The following is a 19,342-nucleotide window of genomic DNA, read 5'->3' as shown; positions in this document are numbered from 1 at the left end:
TGTTTCCCCACCGAGTCCAGGGGCAGGCGGACTTCGTGCTTCGGACCGGAGGCGCATTCGCGGGGAGCGGTATGTCTTCTCCCGTCGGATGCCCGGCTCCGGGCCACTCCGTTCCTCCGCGGTCACCTGCACGCCCACCGCTTAGGAGCGATTCCTGATGCTTACCGATCTCAACGCACCCGCCGCCCGTCGTCGCCAGGGACCTCGGCACCTCCACGAGGACGCTCCCGACACCGCGGCGGCCTTCGCGCGGCTCGCCACGCTCGACGGCGGACCCGAGTACGACCTGCTCTGCGAGGAGATCGTGACGGCCTGGCTGCCCATGGCGCACCGGCTGGCCAGCCGCTTCCGCAACAAGGGGGAGAACCTCGAGGATCTGCGACAGGTCGCCGCGATGGGCCTGATCAAGGCGGTCAACCGGTACGAGCCGGAGCGCGGCGCCTTCGAGAGCTATGCCGTGCCCACCATCACCGGTGAGCTGCGTCGGCACTTCCGCGACCGCATGTGGGACGTACGGGTGCCCCGGCGCGTCCAGGAGCTGCGCAACAAGGTCCGGGTCGCACGCCGCGACCTCATGGACCGGCCGGGCAGCGACACCGAGCCCAGCTCGGCGGACGTCGCCGAACAGGCGGGGCTGACCGAGGGCGAGGTCCGTGAGGGGATGGAGGCCATGACGAGCTACAGCGCACTGTCGCTGGACGCCGAAATGTCCTTCGACCCCGATGGCTTCAGCCTGGGCGACACCCTTGGGGCCACCGACCCCGCCTACGACTGCATCACCGACCGGGAGGCCGCCAAGACGGGTCTGCGGCGGCTGCCGGAGCGTGAACGGACCATCTTGTACCTGCGTTTCTTCGAGGACATGACGCAGAGCAGGATCGCCGAGGAGCTCGGCATCTCCCAGATGCATGTCTCCCGCCTCATCACCACCAGCTGCGCCCGAGTGCGCGCGGAGGCCGTCCGTGGAGAGGATGGCGCCGGCCACGCTCAGGCCGCGTGACCGCGGGCGCGTGAACCAAGCGCTGCCCGCGCCGAGTCCCTGGGGCGCCAGGGCCGCCCCAGGGGCTCAGCAACACCGCTGAGCCCGAGCCCCCCTTCACGACCACCCCACCCGGAACCACCACTCGAGACCAAGCGGCCGGGATCCGTCCCGGCCAATCGGGCCAAGACTTGTCGACGACCGACTCGGTGCCGGCTTCCGTCCACCGCCCGCCCACGGGCCGACCCGCCCGAGCCAAGTCCAGCCCACGGCCGACACGGCAGTGAACCCCCGCTGCCCACCCGTCCAAGGCCACCCGCCACCAACCCGGTCGGCACACCTCCCCCGCCGATCCGGCCGAGGCCGCCCCTCGGCCAACCCAGCAGCACACACACCTCCTTACCGGCGAGTAGTATCGCGAGCCACGTTGCCCTGTGATGCCGAGCCGTCTGGAGACCCTGTGTCCGTGTCGCCACCTCGTCCCGTTCTCCTCCGCCCCGGGCAAGGAGTTCAGCGATGAGCCGCGTGCAAGTCGGGTCACTCGTCGAGGACTTCAGCCTGCCCGACGAGACGGGCGCGTCCACGTCCCTTGCCGCGCTCCTGTCCGAAGGGCCGGTGGTGTTGTTCTTCTACCCGGCAGCCATGACTCCCGGCTGCACCGCCCAGGCCTGTCACTTCCGGGACCTGGCGGCGGAGTTCGCGGCGGTGGGCGCCAGGCCGGTGGGGATCAGCTCGGACGCGGTGGAGCGCCAGCGGGAGTTCGCGGGGCGGCACACCTTCGGGTTCCCTCTGCTGTCCGACCCGGAGGGCGTCGTGCGCGGCCGGTTCGGCGTGGCACGCGGCTTCGGCCCCCTGCCGACCAAGCGGGCCACCTTCGTCATCGGCACCGACCGGCGCGTGATCGAGGTGGTCCGCAGCGAGTTCCGGATGAGCGCCCACGCGGACCGGGCACTGGCGGCGCTACAGTCCATCGCCGACCAGTAGGTCCGCCTCGGCTCAACCGCCGTATCCCGTCCCGGGGCGGGCTACGGACGGTGGCCAGGCCGCTTCCGCCGCGTGCGCCGTGGGATACGTGGGGAAGACCTGGCTCAGGCCCACCAGCGCGAGGATGCGGCTGATGCGCCCCGGCACCGCTGCCAGGGCGATGGCCGCGCCGGCGGCGAGGGCGTGGTTGCGGGCGGCGATCAGTGCGCTGATGCCGCTCGAGTCGCAGAGGGTGATGCCCGTCAGGTCGACGACGAGTTGTTGCCCCCGCCGCAGGGCCAGTCCGGGCAGGACTCCGCGGAGCTGGGAGCAGCTCTCGTGGTCCAACTCTCCCGTCAGTTCGACGACGGGTCCGGTGGCCGCGGTCCGGGTGCGGATGGCGAGCTGGGTCACGGCTGCTCTTCACTGGTCGGCAGGGGCACGCTGATGGCCAGAAGGGCGGTGTCGTCCTCGACGCCGGCGCCGAAGGTGTCGAGCAGGTCGCGGATCGCGGCGACGGCGGCCGGTGCGGTCGTCGGTGCCAGCGCCTGGGTGAAGCCGAGGAGAGCTTCGTCCCCGTAGCGGTCGTCGTCGCTGTTCGAAGCTGTGTGCGCTTCGGTGAGGCCGTCGGTGTACAGCAGCAGGGTGTCGCCCGCCGCGAGGCAGACGGTCGTCGTGGCGATGTGCGCGTCGGGCAGGACCCCGATGAGCTGTCCGCCGGGAGTGGGCAACTGGTCGGCGCTGCCGTCCGCGCGCATGAGCAGGGCCGGGGGGTGGCCGCCGCTGGCCAGGGTGACGCGGAAGCCGCCCCCGTCGGGGTCGGGGGTGAGCAGTCCGAAGATGACCGTGCAGAAGCGGGGATCGTCACCGTTGTACTCGTGGTTGAGGACGGTGTTGAGGTTGGCGAGGACCGCGACCGGATCGGGATCGTAGACGGCGGCGGCACGCAGGGTGTAGCGGGCCAGGGAGGTGATGGCCGCGGCGGCGGCGCCCTTGCCGCACACGTCCCCCAGGAACAGTCCCCACGTCCCGGCGGCGAGCGGGAACAGATCGTAGAAGTCGCCTCCGACCATGTCCGTGGAGGCGATGTGGTAGTGCGCGGCCACCTCAAGACCTGGCACGCTCACGAGCGCCGGGGGCAACAGCGTCTGCTGGAGGACGGCGTTGAGCCGCTTGAGTTCCTCGCGCTCGCGTTCCGCTTCCTGCCTGGCGCGCAGCAGTTCGGTCTCGTACGAGCGGCGGTCACGCGCGTCGAAGACAGTTGTGCGAATGAGCAGCGGCTGTCCGTCGCTGCCGGTCTTGACCGTGGAGGTCACCAGGACGGGCAGGCGGCGGCCGTCCGCCGTCCTGAGTTCCAGGGCCACACCGCTGAGCTCGCCCTGCATCTGCAACAGGGGCCCGAAGTGCGTCTCGTGGTAGAGCCGGCCACCCACGGTCAGCAGGTCGGAGAACGCCTTGCGGCCCACCAGATCCTCGCGGGCGTATCCGAGCCAGTCGAGCAGCGTCATGTTGATCTTGGCGATGGTGCCGTCGAGAAGCGTGGAGAGGTATCCGCACGGCGCGTGCTCGTACAGATCCTCGGGGCTGTCCTCAAGGAGCGCGGAGAACGCCGCGGAGTCGCCCGCGGACCGCTCCTCTGGCTGCTCCCCGCGCTGTTCTCCGGGCTGCTCCTCGGGCTGTTCCTCCGGCTCCGAGGGCTCGCAGCCCCCGCCGTCGCTGGTCCTGCTCATCATCATCTCGCGCCTCCGACGAAGTCGGTGATCGCGGCGGCCGTCTCCTCCGGTGCGGCGAGCTGGGGGCAGTGGCCGGTCGCGTTCAGGGTGACGAGACGGCTGCCGACGATCCGGTCGTTGACGAAGGCTCCGACCTCCGGGGGCGCGATCGCGTCACGGGAGCACTGCGCGACCAGAGTCGGCACGCTCACCTTGGCGAGGTCCTCGCGGTTGTCGGAGAGGAACGTGACCCGGGCGAAGACGCGGGCGATGTCCGGATCGGTGCGGCAGAAGCTGTTGGTCAGCTCCTCGCCCAGTTCCGGCCGCTCGGGATTGCCCATGATCACCGGGGCCATGGCGCCCGACCAGCCCAGATAGTTCGCGTCCAGCGAGCTGAGGAGTTCATCGATGTCCTCGGCGCTGAAGCCGCCGCGATACCCCTCGGCCGGATCGTCGATGAAACACGGCGACGGGGCCAGCAGCACCAGACCGGCGAACGCCTCCGGCTCCCGCGCGGCGGCGAGGACACCCATCATCGCGCTCACCGAGTGCCCCACGAACGTCACAGGGCCGAGCGCCAGCTCACGGCAGATCTCCAGCACATCTTCCACATAGCCCTCGAGCGAGGAATAGCGTTCCTCGCTCCACGCCGACAGATCGGAACGCCCGGCTCCGACGTGGTCGAACAGGACCACGGTGTACTCGCGCTCGAGGAGCGGCACCACGAGCCTCCACATGTTCTGGTCGCATCCGAAGCCGTGCGCCAGCATCACCACAGGCCCTCCGGGGCGGCCGGTGACCGTCACATGATTTCTGCTCACTGCAACCATGGGCCACATCGTCGCAGAATCCCCGCCGACTGCTTCATCGAAGCCGCCGCACGCCCGCGCCGCGTGTCCGCACGTCATTCCACTCGCGATGGGTACGGGCGTGAAGCACGGGGCGTCCCTGGCGTGCGTCTGTCACCATGTTCTCGACTGCACTCGCTGGTGCGGCGCGGGTCCCGGACGCTGCTCGAACGGATCATCGATCTGGGCCAGATCAGAATGTGACGCGTCCAGCAGGGTAAGGGAGCGGGAAACGGGGACGCGGGGACGAAGGTGGAGAGGAAATGGAGTCAGCCGGCAGTGGCGGCGAGGGGTCGACGGCAGCGCAGCTCGAGGGCCTCGCCGTCCCTTTGAACGACGGCGATTCCTCCATCGCGGAAGCACGTCATCTCGCCCTCGACTTCCTCACCCGCGCCCAGGCGGAAGGGGACGTCGACATCTCCGCCCGCGCGATGGACCTGACGCAACTGGTGGTCAGCGAACTGGTCACCAATGCCCGCAAGTACGCACCCGGGCCGATGCTGATGGAGCTGCGCATCGTGGACTCCGCGGTGGCGGTGACCGTGCACGACAGCGCCCGTACGCGCCCCGTCGCACGCTCCGAGGACCCGCACAGAATCGGCGGGCACGGCCTGGAGATCGTCAAGGCCGTCGCCCAGGATTTCCACGTCCAGCTCGAACCGGCCGGCAAGCGCGTCACCGCCCACATCGCCCTGGCCGGCGAACCAGCCGCCGGTGCCCGCGGAGCCGGCGTTCCTCGCAGCGCTCCCTGATCCGCTCACGGCGCGAAATTCACGGCGCCGAAGCTCTCGCCCTCGGTAGGCCGCAGGAGTGACACACGCGACGGCCGGGTACATGAGGCACCTCGTGGAACTGCGAGCGCGCTAGGTATCTGTACGAAACGTATCGAAACGTAGCTGAGCCCGCTCCCCCTGCCCCCTGCCGAGAAGGAGAACCCCCATGCCGGACAAGGCAACGGACGTCGTGGAGCTGATCCTCGACGATCACCGGCGGATGGAAGAACTGTTCCGCGCCATGCGCAGCGTGGAGGCCGAACGGGCCAAAGCCCTGGAGAAGTTCGCCGACCTGCTCATCGCGCACGCGCTCGCGGAGGAGGCCGAGGTCTACCCCGCCCTCAGGCGCTACCGGGACATCGACAACGAAGAGGTCGAACACGGCGTCGAAGAGCACGAGGAGGGCAACGAGGCGCTCCTCGCCCTCCTCGAAGTGGACGACGTCGGCTCCGACGACTGGGACGAGAAGCTGGAGAAACTCGTCGAGGCGGTGACCCACCACACCGACGAGGAGGAGCGGACGATCCTCAACGGCGCACGCGAGAACGTGGCCATGGAACGCCGCGAGGAATTGGGCACCGCTTTCACCAAGGAGCGTGACAAACACCTCAAGGCGGGCTGCGGAAGCGTCGACAATGTCCGCCGCATCGTGAAGGACTGACGCTCCTGGGAGCCTTCACCGGGCGCCGTTTCATTCGCGTGGCGGCCAGCCGTCACTGCCGGAACGGTTAAAGAACACTCCATGGAAGAAAACGCGGCCGGCCATTGCGTGCGTGTCCGGGGAGCCAACGAGCACAATCTGCGGAACGTGGACGTGGACATTCCCCGGGACGCGATGGTCGCCTTCACCGGTGTCTCCGGCTCGGGCAAGTCCTCGCTCGCCTTCGGCACGCTCTACGCCGAGGCCCAGCGCCGGTACTTCGAGTCCGTGGCGCCCTACGCCCGCCGGCTGCTGCAGCAGGTCGGTGCGCCGCACGTGCAGGAGATCACCGGACTGCCGCCCGCCGTGGCGCTGCAGCAACGCCGCGGGGCTCCCAGTTCGCGGTCCACGGTCGGCACACTCACCACGCTGTCCAACCTGCTGCGCATCCTTTACTCCCGGGCCGGGACCTATCCGCCGGACGCCGAGCGGCTGGAGGCCGAGGCGTTCTCGCCCAACACGTCGGCGGGCGCCTGCCCCGAGTGCCACGGGCTCGGCGCCGTGCACGACGTCACCGAGCAGCTGCTCGTCCCGGACCCGTCGCTGAGCATCCGGGACGGCGCCATCGCGGCCTGGCCGGGCGCCTGGCAGGGCGCCAACCTGCGCAGCATCGTGAGCGGCCTCGGCATCGACATCGACAGGCCGTGGCGCAGGCTCAAGAAGAAGGACAGGGAGTGGCTGCTCTACACAGACGAGCAGCCGTCCGTGCTCATCGAGCCCGAACCGGGGCGCGTCGACTACGGCTATTACGGCAAGTTCTGGAGCGCCCGCAAGCACGTCATGCATGTCCTCGCCGACTCCAAGAGCCAGCGGATGCGCGATCGCGCCATGCGGTTCGTCCAAGGGGTGCCCTGCCCCGAGTGCGAGGGCAGCGGCCTGCGGCCCGAGGCACTCGCGGTCACCTTCGCGGGGCACTCCGTCGCCGAGGTCAACGCGATGCCGCTCGCCGAGGTCGCGGACCTGCTGCGGCCCGTCGCGGAACTCCCGGAGGCCTCGGCCGCCACCTCGTCCGCCCGGTCCGGGGAGAGCACCGAGGTCGCCGTACGGATCTGCGCCGACGTGGTCGCACGCGTCGAGGTGCTGCTCGGCCTCGGGCTCGGCTATCTCAGCCTCGGCCGCCGCTCGACGACCCTCTCCCCCGGCGAGGCGCAGCGCCTGCGGATCGCCACCCAGCTGCGCTCCGGGCTGTTCGGCGTCGTCTACGTGCTCGACGAGCCGTCGGCGGGGCTGCACCCCGCCGACGCGGAGCCGCTGCTGGACGTCCTGGACCGGCTGAAGGCCGCGGGCAACTCGCTGTTCGTCGTGGAGCACGACATGGACGTCGTACGGCGGGCGGACTGGGTCGTCGACATCGGGCCCGGCGCCGGCGAGGCAGGCGGACGAGTGCTCTACAGCGGGCCGGTCGCCGGACTCGAAAAGGTCGAGGAGTCGGCCACCAGCAGCTACCTCTTCGGACGCGCCGAGCCGGTCGCCCATCGCCCCCGCAAGCCGCAAGGGTGGCTGCGCCTGCGCGGGGTGTCCCGGCACAACCTGCGGGACGTGTCCGTGGACGTGCCGCTCGGCGTGCTGACGGCGGTCACCGGCGTCTCCGGCTCCGGGAAGTCGACACTGGTCACGCACGTGCTCGCCGAGGTCGTGCGCGGCCACCTCGGGCTGGCACCCGACGAGGACGAGGAACACGCAAAGCACGGGACGTCCGACGAGGCGGAGCTGGAGGTCGACGTGCGAGACGCGGAAGGCCTCGAATCCTTCGACCGTCTTGTCCGCGTCGACCAGCGGCCCATCGGCCGCACACCCCGCTCCAACCTGGCGACGTACACCGGGATGTTCGATGCCGTACGCAAGCTGTACGCGGCGACGGACCAGGCCCGGGAGCGCGGCTACTCGCCCGGCCGCTTCTCCTTCAACGTCCCCGAGGGGCGGTGCGAGACGTGCCAGGGCGAAGGGTTCGTCACGGTCGAGCTGCTGTTCCTGCCGGGAACCTACGCCCCGTGCCCGACGTGCCACGGCGCGCGCTACAACGCCGAGACCCTGGAAGTGACCTACCGGGGCAAGCACATCGCGGACGTGCTCGCGCTGTCCGTCGACGACGCCGCCACGTTCCTCGCCGATGTGCCCGCTGCCTCCCGAAGCCTTGAAACGCTCCGGGAGGTGGGCCTGGGATATCTGCGGCTCGGCCAGCCGGCGACGGAGCTCAGCGGTGGTGAGGCCCAGCGCATCAAGCTCGCCACCGAGCTCCAGCGGGCCCGCCGCGGTCACGCGCTCTACCTGCTCGACGAGCCGACCGCGGGCCTGCACCCCGCGGACATCGCCCTGCTGCTCCGCCAGCTGCACCGGCTCGTGGACGCCGACAACACGGTCGTCCTGGTCGAGCACGACCTCGACACGATCGCCATCGCCGACTGGGTCATCGACCTCGGCCCGGGCGGCGGCGACGCGGGCGGCCGGGTGGTGGCGACCGGCACACCCGCCAAGGTCGCCCGGTCGAGACGCAGTGCCACGGCCCGCTATCTCGCGCCGCGGTTGCGGAGCTCCTGAGCGGGGCCGGTGACGCGGGCGGCCCCCGGATGTCTCGTCATCCGGCCCGCCCCGCCCGACGACGGACTGATCAGTTAGAAAGGAGTGATCAGTCACCCCCACCCAGAGGTCGTACGCACATGCCCGCCGCCGCAGCTCCCTGGCTGCTCCTCGCCGTCTTCTCCGGCACCCTGATATCCCTGCAAGCGCGCATCACCGGTGAGCTCGCCGCCGGGCTCGGCGGCGACGGTTTCGCGGCCGCGGTGATCTCGTTCGGCTCGGGATGCGTCGTACTGACTCTTGGGCTCCTCGTCCTGCGCGGGCCGCGCCGTGGGGTCGGCCGGGTGCTCGCGGACGTACGCGACAGGCGGCTGAAGTGGTGGCAGGTGCTCGGCGGCTTCGGAGGAGCCGCCTTCCTGCTCGCGCAGGGACTGACCGTCGGAGCGCTCGGGGTCGCACTGTTCACGGTCGCGATCGTCGCGGGCCAGGTCACCGGGGGCCTGCTCTTCGACCGGATGGGGCTCGGTCCCGCCGGACCGCAGCGGCCCACACGGCGCAGGGTCGTCGGCGCGGTGCTCGTGCTCGCGGCCGTGGGCCTGTCGATGGCGGACAAACTGGGCGGCGGGTTCCCCTACTTGACGCTGTTGCTGCCGCTGGTCGCGGGCGTGTGCGTGAGCTGGCAGCAGGCGGTCAACGGACATGTGAAGAACGCCGCCGGGTCCGCGTACGCGGGGACGTTCTTCAACTTCGTCGCCGGTACCGCCGCGCTGAGCGTGATCTTCCTGGTGCACGCCCTGGCCGCCGGGATCCCGTCCCGCCTGCCGACCGAGCCGTACGTCTACCTCGGCGGCCTCGTCGGCATCTCCTTCATCACCATCGCGGTCGCCGCGGTGCAGAAACTCGGCGTCCTACTCCTCGGGCTGTGCACGATCACCGGCCAGTTGGTCGGCTCACTGGCCCTCGACCTGCTGCTGCCGCACGGCGACACGGACGTCACGACGGCCACCGTCGCGGGCGTCGCGCTGGCCCTGGCGGCGGTGGCACTCGCGGCGCTCACGGGCACGCGGACGGGCCGGGTGGTCGCTTCGGGCAGCGCGGTGCGTACCGCGGACGCGGAGCGAGTGGACGGTCCGTCCGCGCGAGGTTGAAGTGCCGCTTCCCGCACCGGTCAGCCCGGGTCCACATCGGTGTGCAGCAGGTTGTGGTCCGAGTACGAGGTGAGATGTACGCGGTGCCTCAGCGGGGCGATGCCGCGCAGGAAGACGTAGTCGAACTTGCTGAGCCAGTCGGTGGTCGGCTTGCAGGTGCCGACGGACGAGGGGCGGCACTGCTCGTCCGTGTCCGCGGCCAGATCCCATATCCGGGAGAGCTCCGGAGCCTCCGGCACGGCGTTGAAGTCGCCGAGCACGATGGCGCGGTCGTGCCGGGCGACGGCGGTGGCCAGTACACCGACCTGGTCCGCCCGGACTTCTTCTTGCTGCCGCTGGGCGAGGTGCGTGTTGAAGACCCGCACGGACCGCCCACCCACCTTCGTGGTGACCGCCATGTACCCGCGGTCCTCGGAGCCGCCGTCGGGGTACTCCTCGTTCACCCGGTCGGTCATCGGCGCCGCAGAGAGGACCGCCTGACCAAAGCCGCCCGGGCTCCAGGGCACTCCCCCACAGCGGCCCCAACTGCTCAGCACCGAGCCGTACTCGACGTGGTAGACCAGCCCGTGCAGGTGCTCCAGGTAGTCCCGGATCCTTTGGACGTCACCCACACACGCTTCCTGCAGACCGATGACCTGGGGCGCGTACGAGGCGATCTCCGCGGCCCGGTCCACATCGCTCTCCTCGCAGGGGTTGCAGATGTTCCACGTCATGACCCGGTTCGGCACGACATCCCTGACGGCGTCGACGGGCCGTGCCCCGCCGAAGAGAGCATCATGTGGCGCGCTGGGGCCGATGAGCACGATGCAGGCCAGGGTCATGACGCCCGCGAGCCATCGCGTGGTCCTTGCGCGCACCGGCGCCTCCTCGGTGTGGATGCACACGGCATCTGTCGTCTCCACGGATGAGGCTATGGGACGAGGTCGCCGGGTACACGCGCTTCCGCCCCTTCACGGGTAGGGCATCATCCGGTACATGTCCCGTAGGTGTTCGGGAGCACAGCGGGACCTACAGCCTTGACCGGACGAAAGACTAGTGACGGGGGCACAGCCATGGCGGACACGTACTTCACGACGGAGCAGTGCCCGAGCTGCGGTCGTCACACCGACGGCCTCTCCAACCGTTTCACCTGCACTGTGTGTGACACCGTCTGGACCTCCGGGGTCTCCGAATCGGTGGTCACGCTGGGTCCGCTGGACACGACGATCCTCTGTCCGCCGAAGCCCGCCTGACGCTCTACGCCCTGGCCTGCGCGATGAGGAGCGCGATGTCGTCTGTGGTGTCCCCGTCGCACAGGGCCTCCAGGAGGTGGGTGCAGGTGGCCTGGAGGGGGCCGCTGTGCTCAAGGAGGCGGAGAAGTTCGTCCAGGCGTTCGTCGATGGTGTGATGGCGGGTCTCGACCAGCCCGTCGGTATACAGGACGAGGCGGTCGCCGGGATGCAGCTCGACCCCGGTGGTGCGGTACTGCGCGTGCCCGACTCCGAGGGGGGTGCCCTCGGGCAGTGCCAGCAGGCGCGGCGGGCCGCCACGGGGGATCAGCACGGGAGGCATGTGACCGGCGTTGGCGATGTGACACGTGTGGCGGTGGGGGTCGTAGACGGCGTAGACGCAGGTGGCGATGTGGGTTTCCAGTCGGGTGGTGGTCGTGTCGAGGTGGCGCAGTACCTCGTCGGGAGGCATGGCCAGGTCGGCGAAGGCCTGGGTGGCGGTACGCAGGCGGCCCATCGTCGCGGCGGCGTCGATCCCGTGGCCCATGACGTCGCCCACGACCAGGGCGGTGCGGTCGCCGTCCAGGGGGATGACGTCGTACCAGTCGCCGCCCACAGCGCAGGAAATCTGGGCCGGCTGGTAGCGGGAGGCGATGTCGAGGCCGTGCAACGGCGGCGGGGGCCCGGGCAGGAGGCTGCGCTGAAGGGTTTCCGCGGTGAGGCGGATGCTCTGGTGCCAGCGGGCGTTGTCGATGGCGATGGCGGCCCGGTGTGCGAGTTCCCCGGCCAGCAGGACATCGTCGTCGTCGAACGGTTCCGCGTTGCGGGCGCGCACCAGGTCCACGGCCCCCAGGATCTCCTGGTGGGCGGTGAGCGGCACCGCGAGATAGGAGTGGACGCCGGAACGGGCCAGGAGCCGCGCGGCGTCCGGGTCACGGGCGATGTGCTCCAGGTCCGCCGCGCCGACATCGCGCACGAGGACGGGCCGGCCGGTACGGACGCAGCGGGTGATCAGGCGGTCCGCGCGGTACGAGGCCAGGTCGCCGAGCTGGTCGGCGGCCACGGCCGCTTCGGAGGGGTAGGCCCTCGCCAGACCCAGCGCCCTGAACCGGCGCGGTCCGTCGCCGGCGGCGCCGTGCCGCAGCTCGAGTGCCGAGTCGAGGATGTCCACCGCCGCGATGTCGGCCAGGTCTGGCACCATCACGTCGGCCAGTTCCTGAGCTGTCCGCTCCACCTCCAACGTGGTGCCCACGGTCGCGGCGGCCGTGGCGAGCAGGGCGAGTCTGCGGCGTCCCCGCTCCGCCTCGGCCTCGGCACGGTGGCGTTCGGTGATGTCCACCACCGAGTTGGCCACCCCCATCAGCTGCCCGTGGGCTCCCTCCAGGCGGTAGTACGACACCGACCAGGCATGGTCGGTGTCCGGATCGGCGGGGGTGCGGCCCACGGCGTAGCGGTCGATGATCGGTGTCCCGGTGGCGAGAACCTCGCGCAAGCAGGACTCGATCGTCTCGACGTCGAGGAAGGTGAGGATGTCACGGGGGCGGCGTCCGATGTGGTCGGCCGCCGACAGGCCGTTGATCCGTTCCAGTGCGGGATTGACCAGGAGATAGCGCAGTTCGTGATCGAGCAACGCCAGTCCCATGGGCGACTGGGACACCAGCTTCTCGCACAGCGCCAGGCCGGTCTCCATGCGGTGGAGCACCTGCCGGCCGGCCGCGATCCCGAGTGCGTAGACCTCACCGCCTTCGTCGAGCAGCCGCATGTTGCGGAACTCCACGAGTCGGTTGACCCCGTCCTTGTGGCGGACCGGGAAGGCCCCGGCCCAGCTCGTCCCGGTGGCCATCACCTCGGAGAACAGTCCGGCCGCCAGGTCGCGGTGCCGTTGGTCGACGAGCAGGTGCGCGGCGTAGCAGCCAAGCGCCTCCTTGGCCGTGTAGCCGAAGACCTCTTCGGCCTGCGGGCTCCACAGCACGATGCGCCCTGATTGGTCCAGGACGACCGCGCAGACGCCGAGCAGGTCCATGAGCCCGCCCGGCGGCACGGTCCCACCGAGACCATCGGCGCCGGATTCCGCTTCGCTGTCGCGCATGCCGAACGCCTCCCGCCTCGCGCGCCCTGCCCATCGCCGGGACCCGGCCCCTTCCATGCTCACCCGCGCCTGACCTCAGCACGACCTGGCAGGGCTGCGATGGCAGAGGCCGGAGCCGATGAGAGCGGCGCCCCTGGCATATTTCCCAAGCCATAGCGCCTGGCCAGAGCCTTACTGGACTGCGCGGGGCATATGCCAAGGTGTCGCGCCACTTCGCACAGAGAGGCCGAGAAACCGTATGTGATCTAGAGCCGGTACGGTCGATACGGCCGAGCGTCGAGCCGTGGCGCTGTCGTCGAGCGCCGTCGGGCCGCCCGTGTCCGCGAGTCGGTCGGCAACTGCCTTTGCTCGAACGTCAATTCCGGCACGCCGGGGCGAAACTCCTTCAGGGCAGGCGGTGTTGGTAGCGACGGCATGCGGGTGACCCTCCGCCCGCACTGGGCCCGGGAGCAAGGAGACGGAAGATCGCTGCACAAGTCGAGGGCCTCGACGCTCCAGGAGAGACACCTCACGAGAGCCCCCCGGCCGTCCGCCCCCGAACCGCCGCACGCGCCGTGGCGTCGGCAAGGAGCCGCATCATGCTCCTGCGCGCCCTCGGCACGGAGCCCGTGACAGGGGCTGCTCACGGAGGCGGTCTTGGAGCGGCTGCTCACGAGGGCGGCCTCCCACACCAGGCCCTTCCCGCACCCCGTACAGCCGCTCAGGTCCTCACGCCGGAAGACGCGTTCGACGCTCTGTACGTCTATGCCGCCCCCGGGTTGATCCGCCAGGCACACGTACTCACGGGGTGCCTCCGGTTGGCCTTCGAATCCGCAGAGCACGCGTTCCACCGGGCGTGGGACCACTGGCCCGAAGTCGCCCGGGACGCCGACCCGGTGGGATGGGTGCGCGTACAGACACACGCCTACGCCCTGTCACCCTGGCACCGATTCCGCAGACCGTTCCGCCGCCCCTCCCCGGCCCCGGCCGACCCGCTGCTGCGCGCGATACTCGAACTCCCTCCCCGCCAGCGCCGCGCGCTCATGCTGTGCGACGGGCTGGGTCTGAGCGTGTCCGAAGCAGCCGCCGAGACCGAGGCCGGCACCGCCGCCACCCGCAACAGACTGCTGCATGCCCGCACGGCTCTCCGTGAACTGCGCCCCGACGAGCCGTGGGACGCGACGCGGGAATCACTCGCCGCGTTCCTCGAAAGCATGTCGGGCAGCACCGTGAGTCACCCGGCTTCTGTGCGCGAGGACAGCGAGCGGCGCATCCGCGTGCTCACGCACACCGTCTGGGCAGCGGTGGCGGGCCTCATCACCCTTGTCGCGTACACCATCGCGACCACGCCGTGATGGTTCGTTCGCGGCGGCCTCGCGATACTGGGCGTTGAGGCGCTGGGCCTCTTCCAGCTGGTCCTCGAGAATGACGATGCGGCAGGCGGCCTCTATGGGCGTGCCTTGGTCGACGAGTTCGCGGGCCCGCGCGGCGACGCGCAGTTGGTAGCGGGAGTAGCGGCGGTGCCCGCCCGCGGAGCGCAACGGAGTGATGAGACGGGCTTCGCCGATGGCGCGCAGGAAACCCTGGGTGGTGCCGAGCATCTCAGCGGCCCGGCCCATGGTGAACGCGGGATAGTCATCGTCATCGAGACGCCCGAACAAGTCTTCTGCTGTCATCGCACCTCTCTGTACAACGCGTGGAACGCTTGAATGCCTGGACGCGTGGAGGGGCCCGGGTGCCATTTCTGCACCCGGGCCCCGAAGGAACTGCTACACCATCTGCCGACCCTGATACTGCGTCGGCCTTCTGTTTCCGCTGACCCGACCGAACTGCTGTCGGGGATACGGGGATCGCGGTTGCTTGACCGGAGACCACCTCACTATCGATGTCCTGCGGTACCCGGACTCAACATGCCGTCCGGGCGATCCTGATGGCGCCTTGCTCCTCCGTTCTTTCCCTCTGATCTTTCTGAGCGGAACTGCGTACTGCTGATACTGCTGTTACTGCGGGTACTTCGAACTGCATGTACTGCTCGTACTGCCTACTGCTGATACTGCGAACTGCTTGTGGCCTGTCGTAGCACCACCCTTCGGCAGCCAGCCCCGTCGCCCCTCCTGCATCTGCTCTGGCTTAGAACCCCACTGCCGAACTTCCCGGTACGCGCGCCCGCAGCCGACGCCTTTACCGAGGGACAACTGTCCAACACTGCTGATCCTGCAACCTGCGGTACTGCTCACGGCGGCCCCTGATCACTGCGGGCCACCCGGTCCGGTCGTCAGCCCCGTCGCCGTCCTGCAACCGCTCTGGCTTCGAGACTCCACCACCGCACCGTCCTGCGAACTGCTTGTACTGCCTGTACTGCTGCCCGGCAGTTCGTGTCTGCCGGGCCTTGCTCGATCTCGGCTACGAGAGAAACCATAACCACACCGCCACCCAATGTCTACTCCGGCCGACATAGATTTTTGCGTGTCCGTCAGACAGGTAGTCGGCGTCGCTCAGTGACGGGGCGAAGGGTGCGCGGCGTCTTCAGGCTGCGGTCTGCAGGCTGCGGTCCTCAGGCTGCGGGGCCGGCTTGGCGCCGAGGCGGACAGCGCCTACTACTGCTGCGACTCCGAAGGCGGCGACCGCGGCTGCGAGGGTCACGGCATCGGGCGCTCCCGCGCCGATCGTGGCTGCTGTGGTGCCGCCGATCGCGGCCGTCGAAACGGCGGTCAAAGCGGTGAGACGCCTGGGACTGGGGAGAGAGATCATGGGGGTTCCTTCCGTATTCGTGGCGCCGGTGGGCCTTTTGCCGCCACCACGACTCTGGGGTTCGCGTACCCCCCGGCACCATGAACAGGCCACCGCGCCGCATGCCGGCGGATGAAGAGCCAGGACAGCAGTTCCGAGCAGTACCTAGCAGGAGGTCTTCCTCGCCATGCCCCTCGTGCACATCCTCAACTCACCGGAACCGCTGGCCGTCTCGGTGACCGAGGCGATCCAGAAGGGTGACGTCCCCGCGCTGCGTCAGCTCCTGGCCGGCCACCCCACTCTGGCCACCAGCTGGATCAGGCAGGACGGCCCCGCAGCGGGTCGGCGGAGTCTGCTGCACATCGCCACCGACTGGCCCGGCCACCGCCCACACGCCGCGGAGGTCATCGCCACCCTCGTCGCCGCGGGCGCCGATCCCGACGCCCGCTTCGTCGGCGCCCACACCGAGACGCCCCTGCACTGGGCCGCCAGCAATGACGACATCACCGCTCTGGACGCCCTCATCGCCGCCGGCGCCGACATCGAGGCATCCGGCGCCGTCATCGGCGGCGGCACCCCGCTCGCCGACGCGCGCGGCTTCGGCCAGTGGCGGGCGGCCCGCAGGCTTCTGGAGCACGGGGCTCGTGCCGACCTGCAGGACGCTGCCACCCTCGGCCTGCTCGACCAGGTGGAGACCTTCCTCTCCGCCCCGGACTCCCCCACCCCCACCGCCACCGAGAGCGCGATCACCAGCGCCTTCTGGGGTGCCTGCCACGGAGGCCAACTCCCTACGGCCAAGCTCCTGTTGCGCCATGGGGCAGATGTGAACTGGGTCGGCTACGACGACATGACGCCCCTGGACATCGCCCGCGCGCAGGACGCCGATGACGTCGTCCAATGGCTGCTCACCCAGGGAGCCGCGGCACGCACGGACCTCGGGTGAGCCACCTGACCCGGCGGCGCGCCGGGGCAACACCGACCCGAATACCGGTCAGGCCTCTCGGCCCGCCGCGGGGCCGAAGGCGCCCTGGGCCGCGAAGGCCAGCTCGGCGAAGTGTTCGCCCATACGACGGTGAGTGGCGGCGTCCGGGTGCAACTGGTCCGGCAGCGGCAGCTCGGCCGCGTCGGCTTCCCCGTACAGCTCCCGACCGTCGAGATAGTGCAGGTTGGGGTCCTCTGCCGACCGCTGCTCCACGATCCGGGCCAACTCCTCGCGAATGACGCGCAACGTCAGCTTCCCACTGGCACGCTCATCCGGATCGCCCATGGCGCTGAACGTCAGCCGTCCTGCGCTCAGGTCGCCGAAGTCCGGCGCGCTCGGGCCGGGCGTGTCCTCGTGGATGGGACACAGAACGGACGAGACGACCAACAGCGGTGTGTCGGGGTGGCCTTCACGAATGGTGTCGAGGAACCCGTGGACAGCCGGCCCGAAGGCGCGCAGGCGCATCAGGTCGGCGTTGACCACGTTGATGCCGATCTTGACGCTGATCAGGTCGGCGGGGGTGTCCCGCAGGGTGCGGGCGGTGAACGGGTCGAGAAGCGCGCTGCCGGCCAGGCCGAGGTTGATCAGTTCGACGCCGCCGAGGGAAGCCGCCAAGGCGGGCCAGACAGCGGTGGGGCTCGCCGCGTCGGAGCCATGGCTGATCGAACTGCCGTGGTGCAGCCACACCTTGCGGCCCCGGTCCGGCGCGGGCTCGACAGGTGCGTCGGTGCGCAGTTCGACGAGTTCGGTGGTCTCGTTGTGCGGCAACCAGATCTCGATGTCCTTGGCGCGGTCCGCCAGTTCGGCGTAGCGAATGGTGCCGGGCGGGCCGAGCCGGGTCTCGGTCTTCCCGTTCATCATGTCGATGGTCAGGATGTTGCCGCCGCTCACGGATGCCTGATCCGCCAGGCGGCCGTCGACGAGCAGGTCGTACAGGCCCGCCGGGCGGGGTGGGGCACCCACGTAGTCGCGCTTGGTGGGCAGCGTGTCCAGTTCGATGACGGTGGCGCTGGTACGGAAGGCGAGGCGTACACCGGAGGGCTGGGACTCCGCCATGGCCAGCTGCCCGTCGGCACACTGGGCGCGGGCCCATGCGGGCAGCCGGTGCGGCAGGACGCCGTGCTCGGTGCGCTCTAGGTCGAGGGCGCCGCGCAGGAGGTCTGCGGTGATGGGCGTGGTGATCCAGTCGTCGTGCTCGGTGTCCATGGTCGGCCTCCGTTTGCTGATCATCGTGTTACGGGGCCCGAACAGGCCGCGGGCCAGTTCCGCAGCAGTGCGTCGAGGGCATCCAGGATGCGCTCCCACGACTCCTGCGAGTCGGGCTCGCTGTGGCTGAAGCCCCCCGCCATCTCCAGGCTGACGTAGCCGTGGAAGACGCTGCCCAGCATCCGGACCGCGTGGGTCTGGTCGGTCTCCGTCAGGTCGTAGCCGCGCAGGATCGCCCGCGTCATCCGGGCGTGCCTGACGCCCGCGCTGGCGGCCGCCGTCTCCGGGTCGAGCCTCAGCCGGGCCGCGGCATAGCGCCCGGGGTGCTCCCTCGCGTAGTCGCGGTAGACATCGGCGAACGCGGTCAGTGCGTCCTTCCCGGCCCGCCCGGCAAGGGCGGCGGCGCCCCGGTCGGCGAGTTCCTCCAGGGAGAGAAGGGCAATACGCGTCTTGAGGTCCTGCGAGTTCTTCAGATGCGAGTAGAGACTGGCGACCTTGACGTCGAAGCGCCTGGCGAGTGCCGAGACGGTCACCTGCTCGAAGCCGACCTCGTCGGCCAGCTCCGCTCCGGCCTGCGCCAGACGCTCCACGGTCAGACCTGCGCGAACCATGGCTTCCCCTTCCTCCAGCTCAACCGATTATGCATCTACCTAATACCTTTAGGCAAACAGGTAAGGGTTGAAGGAATCGTCGAGCGCGTCGGACACCGGCAGGCCCGTCAGACTGTCTTGACCGTGCCTCCGTCGATCACGTAATCCGCTCCGGTGACATTGCCCGCCACGCCCGAGAGCAGGAACGTGATCAATGACGCCACCTCCCCGGGCTCGGTGATCCGCCCGCTGGTGATGCCGAACGCCGTCGGGAGCTGCGCGAGGAACGCTGCGTGCTCGACTCCGGCACCGGCTGCGATCTTGCCCCCGAAGCCGTCGGGGTCCTCCCAGATGGCGGTGCGCACCGCGCCGGGCGAGACGGTGTTGACCCGTACGCCCCGCGGCCCGAACTCCTCGGCCAGCGACTTGCCCAGCGAGGTGAGCGCCGCCTTGGCGGCGCTGTAGGCGACGGGACCGGCCGCCGGGAGGCGGGAGTTGATGGAGGAAACGTTGACGATCACACCGCCGCGCTCGATCAGGCTCGGCAGGGCGGCGCGACTGACGCGGACCGCGCTGAGCAGGTTGAGGTCGAAGACGCCGTGCCACTGTTCGTCGTCGGTGTCGAGGAAACCGACGGGCTGCACGGCGTCACCGGCGCCGACGTTGTTCACCAGCAGGTCGATGCCGCCAAGCTCGGCGAAGGCACCGTCCATGAGCGTGGCCACCCCGTCCGAGGTACCGAGGTCGGCGGACACGGCGAAGGCTCCCGAATCCTTGAGTTCGGGGGTGATGGTGCGGGCCGCACCCACGACTCGCACCCCCTCCTCGATCAGCGCCCTGACGGTGGCCAGGCCGATACCGCGGCTGGCACCGGTGACGACGGCGGTCTTGCCATTGAGGTCGAGTTCCATGTTCCGA

At 69.9% G+C, this 19,342-nt stretch carries 18 protein-coding genes and 1 pseudogene; 9 read left to right on the top strand and 10 right to left on the bottom strand.

What is annotated here, in order from left to right; translation table 11 throughout:
* The first annotated feature begins 157 nt into the window (after window positions 1-157).
* Complete coding sequence (locus ACZ5U5_RS13370; protein ID WP_469020240.1) at window positions 158-1,000, top strand: SigB/SigF/SigG family RNA polymerase sigma factor; 843 nt, start codon at window positions 158-160, stop codon at window positions 998-1,000.
* A 495-nt stretch (window positions 1,001-1,495) separates the two neighbouring features.
* On the top strand, window positions 1,496-1,963 hold the full coding sequence (locus ACZ5U5_RS13365; RefSeq protein WP_469020238.1) for a peroxiredoxin: 468 nt from the start codon (window positions 1,496-1,498) through the stop codon (window positions 1,961-1,963).
* Window positions 1,964-1,975: 12 nt separating this feature from the next.
* Here the strand turns inward: ACZ5U5_RS13365 and ACZ5U5_RS13360 are convergent, their stop codons facing one another.
* The 3 genes from ACZ5U5_RS13360 to ACZ5U5_RS13350 are packed head-to-tail and all read right to left on the bottom strand — an operon-like array spanning window position 1,976 to window position 4,484.
* A complete protein-coding gene (locus tag ACZ5U5_RS13360; protein ID WP_469020237.1) occupies window positions 1,976-2,356 on the bottom strand; it encodes an STAS domain-containing protein in 381 nt (126 codons plus the stop codon).
* Complete coding sequence (locus ACZ5U5_RS13355; RefSeq protein WP_469020859.1) at window positions 2,353-3,675, bottom strand: SpoIIE family protein phosphatase; 1,323 nt, start codon at window positions 3,673-3,675, stop codon at window positions 2,353-2,355. The genes ACZ5U5_RS13360 and ACZ5U5_RS13355 overlap by 4 nt, the downstream gene beginning before the upstream one ends.
* Window positions 3,675-4,484, bottom strand: a complete 810-nt coding sequence (locus ACZ5U5_RS13350; protein ID WP_469020236.1) for an alpha/beta fold hydrolase — start codon at window positions 4,482-4,484, stop codon at window positions 3,675-3,677. Before ACZ5U5_RS13350 ends, ACZ5U5_RS13355 begins: the two co-directional genes overlap by 1 nt.
* 281 nt (window positions 4,485-4,765) lie before the next feature.
* Here ACZ5U5_RS13350 and ACZ5U5_RS13345 point away from each other — a divergent pair, with 281 nt between their 5' ends.
* The 4 genes from ACZ5U5_RS13345 to ACZ5U5_RS13330 all read left to right on the top strand — a co-directional run bounded on the left by ACZ5U5_RS13345 (window position 4,766) and on the right by ACZ5U5_RS13330 (window position 9,640).
* Entirely contained in the window at window positions 4,766-5,254 is a 489-nt protein-coding gene (locus ACZ5U5_RS13345; protein WP_469020233.1) for an ATP-binding protein, read from the top strand.
* A 187-nt stretch (window positions 5,255-5,441) separates the two neighbouring features.
* A complete protein-coding gene (locus ACZ5U5_RS13340; RefSeq protein ID WP_469020232.1) occupies window positions 5,442-5,936 on the top strand; it encodes a hemerythrin domain-containing protein in 495 nt (164 codons plus the stop codon).
* Between the two features lie 81 nt (window positions 5,937-6,017).
* Window positions 6,018-8,513: an excinuclease ABC subunit UvrA gene (gene uvrA / locus ACZ5U5_RS13335; RefSeq protein ID WP_469020230.1), complete on the top strand. Its 2,496-nt coding sequence runs from the start codon at window positions 6,018-6,020 to the stop codon at window positions 8,511-8,513.
* 119 nt (window positions 8,514-8,632) lie between these two features.
* The gene (locus tag ACZ5U5_RS13330) at window positions 8,633-9,640 is read left to right on the top strand and encodes a DMT family transporter (RefSeq protein ID WP_469020227.1); all 1,008 of its coding nucleotides are present in this window, start codon (window positions 8,633-8,635) and stop codon (window positions 9,638-9,640) included.
* Window positions 9,641-9,660: 20 nt separating this feature from the next.
* Here the strand turns inward: ACZ5U5_RS13330 and ACZ5U5_RS13325 are convergent, their stop codons facing one another.
* Window positions 9,661-10,461 (bottom strand): endonuclease/exonuclease/phosphatase family protein, encoded by an 801-nt coding sequence (locus ACZ5U5_RS13325; protein ID WP_469020857.1) that lies wholly within the window; start codon window positions 10,459-10,461, stop codon window positions 9,661-9,663.
* 231 nt (window positions 10,462-10,692) lie between these two features.
* Here ACZ5U5_RS13325 and ACZ5U5_RS13320 point away from each other — a divergent pair, with 231 nt between their 5' ends.
* Window positions 10,693-10,872 (top strand): transposase family protein, encoded by a 180-nt coding sequence (locus tag ACZ5U5_RS13320; RefSeq protein ID WP_469020225.1) that lies wholly within the window; start codon window positions 10,693-10,695, stop codon window positions 10,870-10,872.
* 4 nt (window positions 10,873-10,876) lie between these two features.
* On the opposite strand, the gene ACZ5U5_RS13315 is transcribed toward ACZ5U5_RS13320, so the two are convergent.
* A complete protein-coding gene (locus tag ACZ5U5_RS13315; RefSeq protein ID WP_469020223.1) occupies window positions 10,877-12,937 on the bottom strand; it encodes a SpoIIE family protein phosphatase in 2,061 nt (686 codons plus the stop codon).
* 578 nt (window positions 12,938-13,515) lie between these two features.
* Here ACZ5U5_RS13315 and ACZ5U5_RS13310 point away from each other — a divergent pair.
* Window positions 13,516-14,271 carry a sigma factor-like helix-turn-helix DNA-binding protein gene (locus tag ACZ5U5_RS13310; protein ID WP_469020221.1) on the top strand — a complete coding sequence of 252 codons (756 nt, stop codon included), beginning with the start codon at window positions 13,516-13,518 and terminating at the stop codon, window positions 14,269-14,271.
* Here ACZ5U5_RS13310 and ACZ5U5_RS13305 read toward each other — a convergent pair.
* Window positions 14,272-14,592: pseudogene (locus tag ACZ5U5_RS13305) on the bottom strand (MerR family transcriptional regulator); the annotation flags it as partial.
* An 850-nt stretch (window positions 14,593-15,442) separates the two neighbouring features.
* Complete coding sequence (locus ACZ5U5_RS13300) at window positions 15,443-15,667, bottom strand: hypothetical protein (protein WP_469020218.1); 225 nt, start codon at window positions 15,665-15,667, stop codon at window positions 15,443-15,445.
* A 166-nt stretch (window positions 15,668-15,833) separates the two neighbouring features.
* Between ACZ5U5_RS13300 and ACZ5U5_RS13295 the strand changes: the two genes are divergently transcribed.
* Window positions 15,834-16,589, top strand: a complete 756-nt coding sequence (locus ACZ5U5_RS13295; protein WP_469020216.1) for an ankyrin repeat domain-containing protein — start codon at window positions 15,834-15,836, stop codon at window positions 16,587-16,589.
* A gap of 48 nt (window positions 16,590-16,637) precedes the next feature.
* Here ACZ5U5_RS13295 and ACZ5U5_RS13290 read toward each other — a convergent pair whose 3' ends face one another.
* The 3 genes from ACZ5U5_RS13290 to ACZ5U5_RS13280 form a co-directional block, all read right to left on the bottom strand.
* A complete protein-coding gene (locus ACZ5U5_RS13290) occupies window positions 16,638-17,834 on the bottom strand; it encodes a GDSL-type esterase/lipase family protein (RefSeq protein ID WP_469020215.1) in 1,197 nt (398 codons plus the stop codon).
* Between the two features lie 20 nt (window positions 17,835-17,854).
* Window positions 17,855-18,445: a TetR/AcrR family transcriptional regulator gene (locus tag ACZ5U5_RS13285; RefSeq protein ID WP_469020213.1), complete on the bottom strand. Its 591-nt coding sequence runs from the start codon at window positions 18,443-18,445 to the stop codon at window positions 17,855-17,857.
* 107 nt (window positions 18,446-18,552) lie between these two features.
* Window positions 18,553-19,335, bottom strand: coding sequence for an oxidoreductase (locus ACZ5U5_RS13280; protein WP_469020210.1), 783 nt, complete (start codon window positions 19,333-19,335; stop codon window positions 18,553-18,555).
* Window positions 19,336-19,342: the final 7 nt, after the last annotated feature.

This window comes from Streptomyces sp. NPDC033177 (genome assembly GCF_055577715.1).
This window is presented reverse-complemented; position numbering and strand designations above follow the sequence as displayed.

Excerpts from the sequence above, each read along its gene's own strand:
- ACZ5U5_RS13370 (WP_469020240.1), top strand. The coding sequence starts at position 158 with ATGCTTACCGATCTCAACGCACCCGCCGCCCGTCGTCGCCAGGGACCT.
- ACZ5U5_RS13365 (WP_469020238.1), top strand. The coding sequence starts at position 1,496 with ATGAGCCGCGTGCAAGTCGGGTCACTCGTCGAGGACTTCAGCCTGCCC.
- ACZ5U5_RS13355 (WP_469020859.1), bottom strand. The coding sequence starts at position 3,675 with ATGATGAGCAGGACCAGCGACGGCGGGGGCTGCGAGCCCTCGGAGCCG.
- ACZ5U5_RS13350 (WP_469020236.1), bottom strand. The coding sequence starts at position 4,484 with ATGGTTGCAGTGAGCAGAAATCATGTGACGGTCACCGGCCGCCCCGGA.
- ACZ5U5_RS13345 (WP_469020233.1), top strand. The coding sequence starts at position 4,766 with ATGGAGTCAGCCGGCAGTGGCGGCGAGGGGTCGACGGCAGCGCAGCTC.
- ACZ5U5_RS13340 (WP_469020232.1), top strand. The coding sequence starts at position 5,442 with ATGCCGGACAAGGCAACGGACGTCGTGGAGCTGATCCTCGACGATCAC.
- uvrA (WP_469020230.1), top strand. The coding sequence starts at position 6,018 with ATGGAAGAAAACGCGGCCGGCCATTGCGTGCGTGTCCGGGGAGCCAAC.
- ACZ5U5_RS13330 (WP_469020227.1), top strand. The coding sequence starts at position 8,633 with ATGCCCGCCGCCGCAGCTCCCTGGCTGCTCCTCGCCGTCTTCTCCGGC.
- ACZ5U5_RS13325 (WP_469020857.1), bottom strand. The coding sequence starts at position 10,461 with ATGACCCTGGCCTGCATCGTGCTCATCGGCCCCAGCGCGCCACATGAT.
- ACZ5U5_RS13320 (WP_469020225.1), top strand. The coding sequence starts at position 10,693 with ATGGCGGACACGTACTTCACGACGGAGCAGTGCCCGAGCTGCGGTCGT.
- ACZ5U5_RS13315 (WP_469020223.1), bottom strand. The coding sequence starts at position 12,937 with ATGCGCGACAGCGAAGCGGAATCCGGCGCCGATGGTCTCGGTGGGACC.
- ACZ5U5_RS13310 (WP_469020221.1), top strand. The coding sequence starts at position 13,516 with ATGCTCCTGCGCGCCCTCGGCACGGAGCCCGTGACAGGGGCTGCTCAC.
- ACZ5U5_RS13300 (WP_469020218.1), bottom strand. The coding sequence starts at position 15,667 with ATGATCTCTCTCCCCAGTCCCAGGCGTCTCACCGCTTTGACCGCCGTT.
- ACZ5U5_RS13295 (WP_469020216.1), top strand. The coding sequence starts at position 15,834 with ATGCCCCTCGTGCACATCCTCAACTCACCGGAACCGCTGGCCGTCTCG.
- ACZ5U5_RS13290 (WP_469020215.1), bottom strand. The coding sequence starts at position 17,834 with ATGGACACCGAGCACGACGACTGGATCACCACGCCCATCACCGCAGAC.
- ACZ5U5_RS13285 (WP_469020213.1), bottom strand. The coding sequence starts at position 18,445 with ATGGTTCGCGCAGGTCTGACCGTGGAGCGTCTGGCGCAGGCCGGAGCG.
- ACZ5U5_RS13280 (WP_469020210.1), bottom strand. The coding sequence starts at position 19,335 with ATGGAACTCGACCTCAATGGCAAGACCGCCGTCGTCACCGGTGCCAGC.